General features: G+C 69.5%; 13 protein-coding genes and 3 pseudogenes. 12 read left to right on the plus strand and 4 right to left on the minus strand.

Annotated features, from left to right (window positions below; translation table 11 throughout):
* Window positions 1-470: 470 nt before the first annotated feature.
* The gene (locus tag ACWF79_RS06060) at window positions 471-1,616 is read right to left on the minus strand and encodes a hypothetical protein (protein ID WP_453726825.1); all 1,146 of its coding nucleotides are present in this window, start codon (window positions 1,614-1,616) and stop codon (window positions 471-473) included.
* Between the two features lie 834 nt (window positions 1,617-2,450).
* Between ACWF79_RS06060 and ACWF79_RS06065 the strand changes: the two genes are divergently transcribed.
* The 5 genes and pseudogenes from ACWF79_RS06065 (at window position 2,451) to ACWF79_RS06085 (ending at window position 5,707) form a co-directional block, all read left to right on the plus strand.
* Window positions 2,451-2,840 (plus strand): hypothetical protein, encoded by a 390-nt coding sequence (locus ACWF79_RS06065; RefSeq protein ID WP_453726826.1) that lies wholly within the window; start codon window positions 2,451-2,453, stop codon window positions 2,838-2,840.
* A gap of 83 nt (window positions 2,841-2,923) precedes the next feature.
* A pseudogene (locus ACWF79_RS06070) lies at window positions 2,924-3,332 on the plus strand (telomere-associated protein Tap); the annotation flags it as partial.
* A gap of 10 nt (window positions 3,333-3,342) precedes the next feature.
* Window positions 3,343-3,777, plus strand: a pseudogene (gene tpg, locus ACWF79_RS06075) (telomere-protecting terminal protein Tpg); the annotation flags it as partial.
* Window positions 3,778-4,640: 863 nt separating this feature from the next.
* Window positions 4,641-5,387, plus strand: coding sequence for a hypothetical protein (locus ACWF79_RS06080; protein ID WP_453726827.1), 747 nt, complete (start codon window positions 4,641-4,643; stop codon window positions 5,385-5,387).
* Entirely contained in the window at window positions 5,384-5,707 is a 324-nt protein-coding gene (locus ACWF79_RS06085; protein WP_453726828.1) for a hypothetical protein, read from the plus strand. Before ACWF79_RS06080 ends, ACWF79_RS06085 begins: the two co-directional genes overlap by 4 nt.
* 292 nt (window positions 5,708-5,999) lie before the next feature.
* Here the strand turns inward: ACWF79_RS06085 and ACWF79_RS06090 are convergent.
* Window positions 6,000-6,585 (minus strand): annotated as a pseudogene (locus ACWF79_RS06090) (IS5 family transposase); the annotation flags it as partial.
* Between the two features lie 276 nt (window positions 6,586-6,861).
* Here ACWF79_RS06090 and ACWF79_RS06095 point away from each other — a divergent pair.
* Entirely contained in the window at window positions 6,862-7,173 is a 312-nt protein-coding gene (locus tag ACWF79_RS06095; protein ID WP_453726829.1) for a hypothetical protein, read from the plus strand.
* A 9-nt stretch (window positions 7,174-7,182) separates the two neighbouring features.
* Here the strand turns inward: ACWF79_RS06095 and ACWF79_RS06100 are convergent, their stop codons facing one another.
* Window positions 7,183-8,154: a helix-turn-helix transcriptional regulator gene (locus ACWF79_RS06100; protein ID WP_453726830.1), complete on the minus strand. Its 972-nt coding sequence runs from the start codon at window positions 8,152-8,154 to the stop codon at window positions 7,183-7,185.
* A gap of 77 nt (window positions 8,155-8,231) precedes the next feature.
* Here ACWF79_RS06100 and ACWF79_RS06105 point away from each other — a divergent pair, with 77 nt between their 5' ends.
* The 5 genes from ACWF79_RS06105 (at window position 8,232) to ACWF79_RS06125 (ending at window position 12,319) form a co-directional block, all read left to right on the plus strand.
* Complete coding sequence (locus tag ACWF79_RS06105) at window positions 8,232-9,611, plus strand: FAD-binding oxidoreductase (RefSeq protein ID WP_453726831.1); 1,380 nt, start codon at window positions 8,232-8,234, stop codon at window positions 9,609-9,611.
* A gap of 21 nt (window positions 9,612-9,632) precedes the next feature.
* Window positions 9,633-10,055: a hypothetical protein gene (locus ACWF79_RS06110; protein WP_453726832.1), complete on the plus strand. Its 423-nt coding sequence runs from the start codon at window positions 9,633-9,635 to the stop codon at window positions 10,053-10,055.
* Between the two features lie 52 nt (window positions 10,056-10,107).
* Window positions 10,108-10,497, plus strand: a complete 390-nt coding sequence (locus ACWF79_RS06115) for an antibiotic biosynthesis monooxygenase family protein (RefSeq protein WP_453726833.1) — start codon at window positions 10,108-10,110, stop codon at window positions 10,495-10,497.
* 137 nt (window positions 10,498-10,634) lie between these two features.
* A protein-coding gene (locus ACWF79_RS06120; protein WP_453726834.1) for an IS5 family transposase occupies window positions 10,635-11,452 on the plus strand; the annotation gives its coding sequence in 2 pieces (ribosomal slippage) (window positions 10,635-10,992 and window positions 10,992-11,452; 819 coding nt in all).
* Between the two features lie 132 nt (window positions 11,453-11,584).
* The gene (locus ACWF79_RS06125; protein ID WP_453726835.1) at window positions 11,585-12,319 is read left to right on the plus strand and encodes a hypothetical protein; all 735 of its coding nucleotides are present in this window, start codon (window positions 11,585-11,587) and stop codon (window positions 12,317-12,319) included.
* A 514-nt stretch (window positions 12,320-12,833) separates the two neighbouring features.
* Here ACWF79_RS06125 and ACWF79_RS06130 read toward each other — a convergent pair.
* Window positions 12,834-13,430: a TetR/AcrR family transcriptional regulator gene (locus tag ACWF79_RS06130; RefSeq protein ID WP_453726836.1), complete on the minus strand. Its 597-nt coding sequence runs from the start codon at window positions 13,428-13,430 to the stop codon at window positions 12,834-12,836.
* 85 nt (window positions 13,431-13,515) lie between these two features.
* Here ACWF79_RS06130 and ACWF79_RS06135 point away from each other — a divergent pair, with 85 nt between their 5' ends.
* Complete coding sequence (locus tag ACWF79_RS06135; RefSeq protein WP_453726837.1) at window positions 13,516-13,965, plus strand: DUF1707 SHOCT-like domain-containing protein; 450 nt, start codon at window positions 13,516-13,518, stop codon at window positions 13,963-13,965.
* The last annotated feature ends 132 nt before the right edge of the window (window positions 13,966-14,097 follow it).

Raw genomic sequence — 14,097 nt, forward strand, 5'->3', positions numbered from 1 at the left:
CGCCAGCTGGGCCATCACGCGGCTCCCGGGAACTGTCGGAGGAGGTCTCGACATAGAACCCGCCGCCGGCCTCCGCCTCGCTGATCACCACGCTGATGCCGGCGATCTGCCGGGGCCAGGCGAGCGGATGCGGTGCCCTGGGCGGAGCTCACGGTCCAGCGGGTACGGGGCATCTGCGTGAACCAGTCGGCGGAGTGGTCGGCGCCGTCGTGCGCCAGCCACATGCCGGGCGCGTAGCCGCTGCCGGGAGAGTGGTCGAGGCGGGTGTCCCACAGGCGGCCCCCGAGCTGGCCGAGCAACTGCTCCAAAACGCCTTCGACCGGGCCCGCCCCGCTTGTCCCGCGTTATGCCGCGCGGGGCAGCAGTCGGCGGGCGTCCGCCGCTGGCCCTGCGACGACCACGGTGGCGGTGGCAGCCGCCCCGAGCTTGCACCGACCGTGCGGACGGCGTTGGCTCTCCCGTCCGGGCGCCTATCGGTTCGGGTTGCGGAAGCGAGCGAGCGTCCTCGTGAGGGTTTTCAGCGGTGAGATGTCCTGCTCGGCCGCGGCCGGCATGGGCGTCCGGGGCGCGTCGTTGCGGCTGGTTGCCTCGGCTAGCGCGGCGAGCGCCGACTCGGCCGCCTCACGGTACAGGTCACAGGATGTCGTCATGGCCTCGAGCGCCTTGGCGTACTTGGTGACCATGGCCCGTGCGTGGACAAGCTCCTCGTCCGGGGTGAGCAGGTGCCAGCCTTGGCGCAGTCGGGTCAGGACTTGTTCGGCGTCCGCCGGCAGCGGTCGCGGCAGTGAGGCGAACCCCGCGATTGCCTGGAGGAGTTCGGCCGGTTCCGTGCCGTCCAGGAAGACATCGCGTACGGTGAAGCGCTCCGCGTCGTAGCCCGGGACCTGGGGCGTCGGGGGCAGGACGACGGCCCCGCCGCGCGGTAGCCCGACGCCCAGCTCACGCTTCATCGCGAAGTCGGCGATCAGCGCCTGCTCCGGCGTGGCCCGGTGCTCGACCACCCGGTGCCGCAGGCTCGGTGGCAGGAACGACGTGATCGGCCGCTGCCCCCGCGCGTCCGGTGTCATCGCCTCGTGCACCACGACATGGATGAACCAGCTCTTTCGGGTGCAGTCCCGCAGCCGACGCCGCAACTCGCCGTCGTCCTTCGGCAGGTGGTTCGTCGTCCGCAGACGCACGCCCGGCACGCTCTCGTGGTCCCAGGCGACCTGGTCGCTGTCGGGCCAGAACACGGTGGCGGGTGACGGCCAGCTTGCTTGCCACGCCCGCTCCGCCTCGGCGGCGAGCACCCAGGTGAGGCCCTCGCTCTCGACGCGCCGGGACTCCGGCTCATACGTGGTCAGTTGAGCGCGCACCGTGACACTGTCGGCCACGCGCCAGCGGGCCTCGAAGAGCCGGCGGGCAGATGGGCCGGCGTCGGCGGACTCATCCCGAGGGAACAGATCGGTCGAGCGGGCCGCCTCGATCGGGTCGAGGTCCAGGAAGTCGTCGATCACCCCGGCCGCCTTGAGGGCGATCAGGTTGCGCCGGACGTCCCGCTCGGCATCGGGCCCGAGGTGACGCCCACGCCCGAGCCACACGGTGTCGGGGACAGTGGTCGATGAAGAGCTGCTCATGGCCATGGAACCGTCCAGTGGGTGATCAGGGCTCGACCAGTATGGTCCGTGGCCCGAGCGGCGGAGTCCATCAGGTCGCACTGACCCGGTTGGGCACGCTTCCTGGCGGCGAGCCACCGTCGGCCTCCTCGGGAGCGTCCAGTGGTGCACCCCGGCGCTCGACCGGGCCGCCCAGACCCGCGCCCTGCGACTCGTCCAGGACTGGCCCAACCCCGGGGTGCAGCCGACCCGCTGCACCCCTGAGCCGCCGGCTGTGGGCTGGGCAGGGGCAGCTCCGTAGCTTCGGTCGCAGGTGGTACTTCCACGGCATCGGTGGGCCCAGCCCGGCACGGCTGCCGGGGTGGGGATCGCGAGCCAGCGAAGGCCCCCGGCGTCGGCCGGAGACCGTCGTTGGCACCAACTCGCCGGAGGCTCTTCACGAACGACCTTCACGTCCCGCAGACCGGCCGTACGGCGGCGCCGCACTCCCCGAAACCCTGACCCGGCGGCGCGAGGCGGTCGCACGGGCCGTTGACGCCCTCCTGGTCTCAAAGCTGCTCAAGCCCGGGATCAGGAACTGGCACTGGTGCACAGGACGCCGTGAGTGAGCTGACGGAAGGGGCGGCAGACGGGATTTGTGTGAGTGTCAGGTCCATCATGCCTGTTCAGGTGGGGTTTCGGTAGGACGCACGGCACGTCCGTTCGACCTTGTGGCAGCTGGTACCGCGCGTCAGACTCGTCGTCATCCACTCTCCGGCCAGCCTGTCGGCAACCCTTCACAGTTGTCGGCGGGTTCGCTGTGCTGTCTCGCCGTGTGACGTGCACTGGCCGGGGGTGGGGGACGAAGGGGGAACGATGGATCAGGACATGGTTGTGCTGGCGAGGGTCAGGCTGCTCAGTGCCAACCGGCGGGTGGTGCGGGGTGCCGAGGGGCTGTGGATCTACCGCCTTCTGACACAGGTCGCGCCGGAGGCATACGGGTCGAAGCTGGCGTACGTCCTGGTGGAGGCGAGCGCGTCGCCGCTGGTGCGGGAGTTGCCTGAGCGACGGTTGGCCCTGTTGGACGAGGCTGTGGAGGTGGCGCAGGCGCTCGGTGCGTCGAACCCCTACCGGGCGAAGATGCTGGCGAGGGCCCTGGCTGCCAGGCAGCGGGAATGGGAGGGACGCCAGGCGGAGCGGCGCGCGTCCGACGGGTGGGAGTATCGCCCGGCCCTTCAGGAAGAGCCGCAAAAGGAACGCGCATGACCCAGTGGGTGTCGGGCGTTGAGTCCCTGGACGGTGAAGAAGGGGAGGGCCCGGCCCCCGGTCTAACGCGACACGTGGCCGTGCCACGCGGCGGAGGCTGGCGGCCGGGGCAGCCCTGGCCGGCTCTCGCACGACTCACGTGGCGCCCGGACATCCGCGCCGTTGTGATCTCCCGCGCCCGGACCGGGATGCACCGCAAGATGGTGGCACTGGCCGCCGCGACCGGCCGCTATCCGGTTGCTGTGCTGTCCGAACTGCGCCGTCTACGCGGCCGACGGACCCTCACCGCTCGACGTCCTGCCCTACGACGACGCGGGCAAGACCGTGCCCGGGTCGTTCCGGCTCGGGGTGTCACCCGGGATGGTCAAGCACGAAGGCACCCAGACGACCCTGTGGGCCGAGGAGCTCCGTGAGCGAGCTCAGGCCCCGGAGCTGAACCTGGCCCGCTACATCAAGACCGGCGACGTCACCACCGCCGACACAGGGGAGTAGGGCACCAAAGATGACCAAGTCGGTCGGCGAGGGACTCGACAACGCACTGGAACAAGCCGTCACACGCCCAGCGCCCAAGAGCGCGGGCGCGCAGATGCGCTACCTGGTCAAGCAGCTGAAAGGAACCAAGGCCGCCGCCCAGGCACTCGGGATCTCCCAGCGCACCGTCGAGCGGTACATCAAGAACCAGCTCAAAAGACCTCGCCCGGACCTTGCTGCCCGACTGTCCGGCGAGGTGAAGAAGCGGTGGCAGCCCCGCGTGAAGGCGCAGGCCAAGAAGTCCGCCGGCACGAGCGGCGGCCTCGTCATCGACGTCCAGGGCCGCCTCGGCTACAGCGCGCCCGTCGGCACCACGGACGAGGCCCGCGAACGCCACCTCACCGTAGCCCTGGCGCCGCACTTCGCCGAGCGCCTGTTCGCAGCGCAGGACCAGGGCGCCTCGGAGAACCTCATTGGCCATGCGTGACCGATCGGTTGGTTCGTGGTCGATGACGCACCCCGCCCTCACCGGTCATCGGATACAACACTCGGGCTACTGATACCGCTGTTATCACTGCGCGGTTGCTCCGATCCGAGGCAATCACTCTGCACGCTGGTGATAGCGGCGTTATCAGCAGCACTTGTGGCGTAGGGAGTAGAGCCAACAGCGCAGCCGCGCACACCTCCAGTCTGACCGGAGCTGACCGACCTCTCCTGGCAGCGGCCGATGGCCAAGCACCTCATCTCTGGCACCGCGCCACCTGTCCCCAGTACTGCAGCGGTCACGACCGATAGCAGAGATCGATAGCCGACGGCCTACCGTGGCCGATCGGCTGGCCTGTGGCCGATGACCGATCCCTCCCTCGTCGGTCATCGGTCATGACCGATCTGTCTCCCATTCGGCCACGCCTGCGCCGTGACCGACCCACAGCTCCCGCCTCCCTGAGTCCGCCCTTCCGGCTACAGGCTTGCCCACCCCCTGCCGAGGCTTGCCGAGAGTTGCATTGACCGGTCACAGATGGCTTGCCGACCCCCACAGCAGGCTTGCCCAATCGGCCACCCGAGGCTTGCCTGCCACATGGGCAAGCCCATCACCTGCTCTTTTAGTGCGCTGGGCAAGCTTTCGGGCAAGCCGGTCTGAGGAGAGTTCACGGCACGAGATCCGAAAGGAGACGTGCCGTGATCGACGTACAGCATCCCGCCCGCACCGCCGGCGGGATCTTTCGCCGCCTGGACGCGGAGTGGGTAGCGCTGTGCGGCGACGCCGACGTCCAGGCGGCCGTGGCCGACTGACTGGTGGCCGATCGCCTGGCCGGCGACGTTGCCGCCGTGACCGATTCCTCGGTGCGCGCCCTCGCACCCGCGCAGCTGCTCGCCGCGCTCCAGCCCGGCAGCGGTCGCCTGACCGACAAGCGGACCGATGCCGTCCTGCGTGCCCTGCTGCGTCGTGCGGCCGGTCATGACCGATCGGCCATCCTCGCCGCCCGCGTCGTCGTCCAGGCGATGATTCCGGCCGCCGTCCGCATTACGCGCGGTCAGGTCCGGCCCTTCGGTGGCCGATCCTTCGACGCAATCGGCCACGTGACGGTGGCGGCTCTCTTCGAAGTGGCGCGCTCCGGCCGGATCCATACCCGGCCCGGCCGGCCTGCCGCGAACCTCGCGCTGGACACGCTGCGTTACACCTGCCGCGAGCTCGCCGCCGACCGCGATGCGCGCGCTGAGGACCTGGCCGCCGCCGAGGAGCTGCCTGATCGCGACCCGGGCCCGGGCCGGATGGCCGAGGCAGCCGAGGTCCGCGCCGCTGCCACGACCGCCGGCCTGACCCCCGCGGGGCCGGCCTGTGAGGCCGATGCGACGAGCGCCCGTCTGGAGCTGCTCGAGCTGGTCCTGGAGGCGATGGACGCCGGCGCCCTCTCGCCCTCCGACGGCCGCGCCATCGCCTGGCACTACACCGCAGCCGTTCCGGACACCGAGGCCGCCGCCCGCGCCGGCACCACCGCCGGCGCCTGGCAGCGCCGGCGCTCGCGTGCCGTGGCCCGGCTGACGGCCGCCGTCCAGCTGAGGTGTGCGGCATGACCCCGACTTCCTCTCCGGCCATCGTCCGCCTGCTGCCACGACAGGAGATCCGCATGCCCCAGACCACCAAGGCGCCTCTGGATGCCGACGAGGAGCGCGTCACCCGCGCCCAGCTTCTACTCATCCAGCTGGGTGCCGCCCTGGTCTCCCAGCCCTTCGACACCAGCACCCACGATCGGCTGCGGGCCTTCCTCGCCGACGACGCCGACGACGTCCTCGCCTCCCTCGCAGTGCTGCAGCAGCGCCCCGAGGCCGAACTGCGCCGCCGTGTCGCCGAGCTGGTCGGCCACAACCTCTTTGCCGCCCGAGGTGCGGCATGAAGAAGTCCGCCTGGACCCGCCGCCCACCGCAGGGCGCTGATACGGGGGCTGATGAAGTCGAGCTGCAGGACTGGGACATCGAGGAGGGGACGCAGGATGTGGTCGACCGGCGCCCAGGCGGAACATGTCGGCCGCGATCCGCTGGACGGCCTGGGGGCTGCTCGTCCTCGGCCCGTTGCTGGGAGCTGCCGCGTACGTGTCGGCGACTGCCGAGGCCGGCCCGGCACAGAAGAAGCCCACCCAGGCGGCACCGGCCGCGCCCGGAGCCCAAGGGGCGGCCGGCTTCGCGCAACTGGCGGTATCCGGTATCGGCCCACGCTTTGGTGATGCGAGGGTGGGCAGTCGCAATGTTCGAGAGGACGTGGACGCCACCGGCGTTGTCGGAGACGCTCGCGGCGGTGACCAGCACGGCCAGGAGAAGGCCGAGTGTGTCGACGCCGATGTGACGTTTTGCGGCCGACGATCTTCTTGCCCGCATCGATGCCTTGGCCGGCCGCGGGCACGTTGGCTGAGGTCTTGATGCTCTGGGCGTCGAGGACACAGGCGCTGGGCTCGGCGTCGCGGCCTTGCGCCTCCCGGACCAGCCGTCGCAGAAGACCGTTGAGCTGGTCGAAGACCGCGTCTTTCTGCCAGGCGGCGAAGTAGCCGTAGACGGTTTCCCAAGGGGCGAAGTCGTGCGGCAGATACCTCCACGGGATTCCAGTTCGGTCGACGTAGAGGATCGCGTCCATGATCCGGCGCAGGTCGCGCTCGGGCGGCCGACCGATGTCCAGCCCCTTCCCCCTTCGTTCGGCCCGCCAGGCTGCCAGAGTTGGTTCCAGCAGTTCCCAACGGGCATCGGACAGGTCACTCGGGTACGGCCGCTGTCTGCGAGGCATGTTTCTGTAGTACCGATGGCCGCCGTCCCGTCACAGGGCGCAAAGCGGCGCGACCGAGGGCGTGTTGGGATCAGACGGGAGCGAAGGGCCCGAAACGGGCCATTGAAGGCTGTCACCCGCCGCGCCTGCCACAAGAGACGTCTACTGTCCCGGCCGACCCGAAGCGGTCCGCCGCCTGAACTGTGATGAAGCACGCCGAGTGGAACAAAACGCTCTTTTAGTGCTTGTTTCTCATTCCGGAGGCTTGATCAGCGCGTTTCAGGGCAGGCGGAGCCCGTGTCCTCTGTTCCGCCCGACCTGCTCACGCAGGTTCGGCATGCCTTGACGCAGGCGGGGTTCCACCTCGTCCGTGGTGATGCGGAGGACGGCCGTCCGGGGATCTCGGTGATGCAGGTGCCGGCCGGGGTGCTCGTGAGGTGGACGGCCTCGGACGGGTTCAGGGCGCTGGCGCAGGCCCCGCGGGGAGCCTCCGGCGACAGCATGCAAGCGATAGTGCGGGCGGCGGTCTCCGGCTTGCTGGTCCAGCTAGGACACACCGTCACGGAATCGCCGGATGGCGGTGACCTGCTGGTCCTGGATCAGCAGTAGGTCAGCAGTTCACGGGGCGGGGGTGCCGTAGAGTCCGGTCAACTCGGCGATGGCGTGGGTCATCTCCGCGCGGGCTTCGGGCGGGCCGATGACCTGGACGTCGGCGCCGAACTGCAGCAGGTGGCGGACCGCCTCCACGACGGGGTAGACGAGCTCCACCCGCAGCCACTCATCCGTGGCCGCCTCGGTCGCAGGTGGCCCGGTGAAATAGGCGCCCGCGATGCGGGTCACCATGTCCAGCCGCTCCCGGCGCACCCGGACGACGATCGTGACGCCGCCGCTGCGGTCCTCCACCTCGCGGCGCAGGTCGTGCCAGACCTGGGTCAGCTCCACGCCGGGCCGGCGGCGTGCTTCGGCCTCGGCAACGCTGACCTGCGACAGTCGGTCGGTGCGGAAGAGCCGCGGGGTGCCCTTGTGGTCGGCGATCAGATACCAGGTGCCGGCCTTGGCCACCAGCCCGTACGGGTCGACGGTGTAAGTGCGCACCGTGATCTGGCCGCTGTGGCGGTAGCGGATGCGCAGCCGGCGGTCGCTGAGGACCGCGGCGTAGAGGGTCTCCAGGTCGGTCTCGGGGCGGGGTGCGGCATGCCAGCGGTCGGGTTCGACGAGGATGCGGCGGCTGGTCAGCTCGGCCGCCGGGCGGTGCGGGGCGGGCAGCGCGGCCATCACCTTGCGCAGCGCGGAGCCGAGGGCCTGGTCGAGGCCGAGCGCCGAGTGGGCGCTCTGCGACGCAAGCACGAACAGCGCGCGGGCCTCGTCGGTGGTCAGGCCCGTGACGTCGGTACGGAAGCCCTTCAGGAGCCCGATGCCGCCGCCCTTGCCCCGCTCGGCGTACACCGGGACGCCGGCCGCCGACAGCGCTTCGACGTCGCGGTAGACGGTGCGCTGCGACACCTCCAGGCGCTCGGCGAGCTGCTTGGCCGGGACCAGGTCACGGTGCTGGAGCAGCAGCACGATCGAGAGCAGGCGGTCGAATTTCACCCGCGAAGAATATGACGGCGGATGTCATATTCACCCCTCAAGATCGCTCCCGTTGACACCGACGAAGGAGCAGGATTGTGGAACGTCACGACCTTGAGACCCTGGCCGCCCGTCTTGAGGGGCCGGTGCTCCTGCCCGGTCAGCAGGGCTACGACGAGGAGCGGACCGGCTTCAACCTGGCCGTGCGGCACCGTCCGGAGGTGATCGTCGGCGCCGCACGGGCCGAGGACGTGGCGGCGGCCGTCGCCTTCGCCGCGGCACACGATCTGCCGGTGGCCGTGCAGAACACCGGGCACGGCTTTTCGGCTGCCGCGGAGGGCGGACTGCTGGTCACCACCCGGCGCATGGCCGCTGTCCGCGTCGACCCTGGGACCCGCAGCGCGTATGCCGAAGCGGGCGCCCGCTTCGACGTACTCATCCCCGAGGCGGCGCGGCACGGTCTGGCTCCGCTGAACGGCTCCGCCCCGCACGTGGGCGTCGTCTCCTACACCCTGGGCGGAGGGCTCGCGCTGCTGGGACGCAGTCACGGCTGGGCCGCCGACCGGGTACTGGCCATGGATGTGGTGACCGCCGACGGGCGGCTGCGCCACGTCACCCCGGACGCCGAGCCGGAGCTGTACTGGGCTTTACTGGGCGGGCGGGACAACTTCGGCATCGTCACCGGCATGGAGTTCGGCCTGGTCCCCGTGGCCCGACTGTACGGCGGCGGGCTCTTCTTCGACGCCGAGCAGACCCCCGGGATACTCGAGGCGTACGAGCGGTGGAGTGCCACGGTGCCCAATGAGATGAACTCGTCGGTGGCGCTGATTCCCTTCCCGGACGACCCGCGGGTTCCCGAGCCGATGCGCGGACGCCACGTCTGCCACGTGCGGATCGCCTTCACCGGCTCCCCCGAGGACGGCGAGCGGCTGGTCGAACCGCTCCGCCAGGCCGGTCCCCGGCTGCTGGAGCACTTGCGCGACATGCCCTACGAGCACAGCGCCGACATCCACGACGACCCCCCGGTCCCCATGCCCTGGGCCGCCGACAACGCCTTCCTCGCGGACCTGGACGGCGACACGATCCGGACGATCCTCAAGCACACCGGCCCCGGCGCGGCGATGCCGGCCATCGTGGAGCTACGCCACCTGGGCGGCGCGCTCGCCCGCCGGCCCGCGCACCCGAACGCCGTCGGCCACCGGGACGCCCGCTTCATGCTGGCGGTCCTCACTCCCCTGACGGGCGTCTCCGGCGCCGACGCGTACGCCTTCCTGAAGCGCGTGTTCAAGGACCTGGAGCCCTGGGCCGGCGGACGGTTCCTCAACTTCATGGGCCATGGCGGCACCGCCGATCGGGAACGGACCCGCACCGCCTACACCGCGGACGACCATCGGCGGCTGACAGCGCTCAAAGCCGCATACGACCCACGGAACCTCTTCCGCCTCAACTACAACATCCCGCCGCACACCACCCGGTGACGGCGACAGCTCGGAGACCTCATGACACCGTCGACCGCGGACGACACCTCGACGAACGCCCTCACGCCGGCCCATGCTCGGCTGCGCCGCATCCTCGCCCTGGACGCGGTCGGAATGATCGTGTTCGGGCTGGTCTACCTCTTCACCTCCGCCCGCCTCGCCCCGCTACTGGGCGTCGGCGACAATCTGGTGCTCACCGTCGGCGGCCTGATGCTGACGATCGGCGTGGGCGTCGCCCTGCTGGCCCGCCGCGCACATCCACCAACCGCGTCGGTGCGGCTCGTCGTTCTGATCGGGGTCGCGTGGGTGGCGGCAAGCCTCGCCTCCCTCGTCCTCGACTGGTGGGACACCAACACCCTCGGCACCGTGTGGACCGTCCTGCAGACCATCCCCGTCGCGGTGTTCACCCTCCTGCAACTCACCGCTCTGCGCGGCAAGCCCTAGCCACCTGCCGTCCCGGGCGAACCGGATCGCGCCACTACTTCTGGAGATTCCTGTGACCAAAGACAGCCGCCCCGCCAACGAGCCGGGCAATGCCGTCACGTTCATCAACATCTTCGAGATATCCGCCGAGCACGTCGATGCCTTCACCGCCCAGTGGGAGCAGCGCGCCGCACTCATGAGTTCCAAGTGCGGCTTCATCGACTCCAGACTGCTCCGGGCCCGCTCCTCCAAGACGAGGTTCCAGCTCGTCAACGTGTCCCACTGGGAGAGCCGTGAGGCGTGGGAAGCGGCAACCGTGGACCCTGAATTCCACCAGCGCGCCCAGGCCGCGCAGGACGACCTGCAGACGCGGATCACGCCAAACGCGGGCCTGTACGACGTCGCCGTCGAATTCCGCTCGGTCTTTTGGCCCGCTGTTGGCAGTTCCCCGAGCAGGCGGTGAAACGGGCCGCACTTGCCTCGGCGATGACGGCCGTCCTCATCGCGGTCACCGGTGGCGCGGTGCGCCTCACCCCGTCCGGGCCGGGATGCGAGACCTAAGACCGTGTCCTATGTGGTGAGGCGGTTGTTGAGGCCGTCATGGGTCGGGGTACGTGGAGTTGGATTGTTCCGGACGGGCTGTGGGAGATCGCGAAGCCGCTGATCCCGCCGTCGAAGGTGCGCCCGCAGGGCGGCGGGACGCAGGACACGCCTGATGAGACGCTGTTTGCCGCGATCGTCTACGTGCTGGAGTCCGGCTGCGCCTGGCGGGCCCTGCCGCCATGCTTCGGCATATCGAAGTCCACGGCTCACCGCCGGTTCCTGATCTGGTCGCGCGCCGGCGTGTGGGGCCGGCTGCACGAGGAGATCCTGCACCGTCTCGACGACGCCGGCCTGCTCGACCTGTCCCGAGCGGTCCTCGACTCCGCCCACGTCCGGGCGAAAAAGGGGGCGGACTCACCGGTCCGAGCCCCGTGGACCGGGGCAAGGCGGGTTCCAAGATGCACGTCCTGTCGGACGCGAACGGCCTGCCCCTCGTCGTCGGCGTCTCGGCCGCCAACACCCATGACAGCCAAGGGCTGAAGCCCATGATCATGGGTCTCCAAACGAGACACGACCCCTATCGAGGCCGTCACTTCAAGCCCCAGCGTCTGCATGCCGACAAGGCCTACGACATACCTGAGCTGCGGAAATGGCTCCACGGCAAGCGCATCGGCGTCCGCATCGCACGCAAGGGCATCGAGTCATCAGAACGCCTCGGGCGTCGCAGGTGGGTCATCGAGCGGACCATGTCCTGGCTGACCGGATACCGCCGACTCAACCACCGCTACGAGCGCCATCCCCGCAACTACCTGGCCTTCCTCGGCCTCGCCGCAGCCATCTGCTGCTACAAGCGGCTCCTCCGCCTCACCACATAGGGAACGGTCCATGAGAGCGGAGCGAGATCTGCGGGGTACTCCTACTGTGGGACAGTGACCTCAACGACTTCCTCCCCTCTCGTGCTTCGCGGAGCGCTCGGACAGCGTGCCCGGTTGCGTTCGGGAGAGCTGATGCTGCGGTCGAGGAAGGAGGTTCGGCGGATACCCCTGACGGCGATCGAGCGCGTGGAGATATACGGATTCCGTGGACGTACGCTCGCCGTCATCCTGACCGGTCCGGAGCCGGACGCGGTGCGGGCCCACCGGTTCGTCTCCCTCAGGCCCGCCGCGGTGAAACGCTTCGCTGCCGTCCTGCGCGAGGCACTGCCAGTGCGCGACGATGCCGAGCTGGGGCCGGCCGGCTCCTCGTTGGTGACCGTCGAGCCTCTGGAACGCCAGGTCCTGCCCGCCCTTCGGTGGGACGTGTTTGTCCCCATCACGTTCTGCCTCGTGATGGCGGCGCTGCTGGCCACCCGATCTTGGATCGGAGCCTTCTGCTGGGTGTTCGTCCCGATGCTGGTGGGTGCGGGGATCAGTCTGGTCGAGGTCGGTTGGAAACCCGTCCGCGAGGGCTGGATCCTGGCCGTGCGCGGGATCACGGTCGACGGGCAGCGGAAAAACTCGGGTTCCGTGGACACGGGAGATCCCGACGCTTCGTACGTCTACCTGTTCACGGACGTAGAAGGGGCCCTGTGCGCGTACCGGGTACGAACGGGGGCCGCGACGAGGAGGAGATCATCTACGATCCGCGAAACCCGGGCGTCAACCAACTGCAACGCCGCAATGCCGCGCAGTTCACCATCGGGCTGGCCTTCCTACTCACCGTCGTCCTTCCTCTCCTGGGATGTGGCGTGGCCCTCGGCCTAATGGCGCTCGCCGACCTGCTCGGCTTCGTGTCACTCACGGTGCTCTAACAAACTCCACACACCCCGCCCCATAACCAGCCCGACCGACCGCCTCACCACATAGGACATGGTCTAAGTCCGCTCCTGGAGCACGTTTACTCGGTAACCAGGGGTGAGGGTGAGGGCGGCCGCACCGGTGGGGCCCACCTCTCAGCCGCGCGCCCGCGCGATCCGGCTGATCGATTTCTCCGGTGAACCGGCACACGCGCTCGGGTGACCCGGGCAGCATCTCGCCGCCGACGCCGTAGGCGGACCGCTATTCCTCTGTCCGTGATCTCCGCACACCAGACCAGGGTCCAAGGCTACTCAGAACCGAGGATCAGAAACAGCTACTTACGCTAAAACGCGCATGGCCTACGTTTCTTCGTGCGCCGCGGCGCTGGACGACGTCGCGCCGGACGCCGGGGACCCCGATCTGAAGTGGAGGGCCGCCTTCCGGATCGACGGCCGCTCCGGCACGACCCGGTCTCCCCGGCCTACTCGCGGAGATGCCGGGCTGTCCCATGGCCCGGGATCAGGGTGTCCAGCGCCTGGTCCAGGACTGTGAGCAGGTACTCCCGCTCCTGTGGGGTGTACAGCATGCGCAGTGCCAGGCCGTCGGACAGTGCGATGACGGCATCAGCGACGGCCGACGCATGGGTTTCGTGCCCGGCTGACTCCAGCAAGATGGCCAGTGCCTGACGGATGTCTCGGTCGACCTGCTGCCGGATCGCGGCAAGTCGGGGGTGGTGGGCCGCGTGGACGGCAAAGGCGAGTTGCGCGGTGGCCTCAGCGCGTCGCTCGGCGTCCACGGGGAGCGTGGTGAGGATCAGGTCGCGAAGCGCCTGGCGCAGCGGCAGTGCGGTGTCCACCTCGGCCATCCGGCGCTCGATGCGCTCGCCGGCCAGCTCGGCGGCGAATGTGAGCATCTCGTCCTTGGTGCGGAAGTACTTCTGAACGGCACCGGGGGAACGGCCCGTTGCGGCGGCCACGGTGCGCACGCTGACCTCGTCGAGGCCACGTTCGGCGACCAGTTGGAGCAGGGCCGCACCGATCTGCCGACGCTGTTCCTCCCTGTCGACGGTCTTGGGCATCGGTCGCGCTCCCATCTTTAAGATACAGTCGTATCCTAACCTTCCGTCAGGTGAGATGCTGCGCGGAGCCGAAAGGGGACAAGTGGTGGATGACCGACGTGAGCCTCCGGTGCCCGCTGTGCGGGTCTCGGACCGCGACCGCGACGAAACGCTCGGCGTGCTGGCCGCGGCGCTGACCGAGGGGCGACTCGATCCGCACGAGCACGAGATCCGTTCCACACGTGCCCTGCGGGCGCGTACAGCAGATGAACTCGCCGTACTGACGGCCGACTTACCCGCTCCAGCGCCGACCCGCTCGGAGCAGGACCGCAAAGACCTCAGGGAGTGGCTGGCCGAATGGCGCTACTGGCTCGGTGGGGCGGTGATCATGTCCGGGATCTGGGGCGCACGCTGTGCGCAGAAGGGAGAGCTGACCTACTACTGGCCGGTCACGCCGCTGGGGGTGTGGGCGGCCGTGCTGATCGCCATCGCCATCTGGCCGCGCGACACGGACGACAGCGATGAAGGAGATGGTGGTCATACTGTGGCCCGCTAAGGGGTGAGGTTTGGATCAGGCCGCGGGGAAGCGACCGCATCTCGTCGCGCCGCAGATGCGCGTACCAGGCCCCGCGTCTGCGGCGTGATCCAAACGACAGGCCCTAGGTGGACCTTGGTGGTCAGCCCGCCG

Source organism: Streptomyces sp. NPDC054975 (assembly GCF_053609105.1).

What these genes read in the sequence shown, in the direction of transcription:
- ACWF79_RS06125 (WP_453726835.1), top strand. Translation starts at nt 11,585, where the DNA reads ATGCTGCGGTCGAGGAAGGAGGTTCGGCGGATACCCCTGACGGCGATC.
- ACWF79_RS06085 (WP_453726828.1), top strand. Translation starts at nt 5,384, where the DNA reads ATGACCCCGACTTCCTCTCCGGCCATCGTCCGCCTGCTGCCACGACAG.
- ACWF79_RS06060 (WP_453726825.1), bottom strand. Translation starts at nt 1,616, where the DNA reads ATGAGCAGCTCTTCATCGACCACTGTCCCCGACACCGTGTGGCTCGGG.
- ACWF79_RS06130 (WP_453726836.1), bottom strand. Translation starts at nt 13,430, where the DNA reads ATGCCCAAGACCGTCGACAGGGAGGAACAGCGTCGGCAGATCGGTGCG.
- ACWF79_RS06110 (WP_453726832.1), top strand. Translation starts at nt 9,633, where the DNA reads ATGACACCGTCGACCGCGGACGACACCTCGACGAACGCCCTCACGCCG.
- ACWF79_RS06065 (WP_453726826.1), top strand. Translation starts at nt 2,451, where the DNA reads ATGGATCAGGACATGGTTGTGCTGGCGAGGGTCAGGCTGCTCAGTGCC.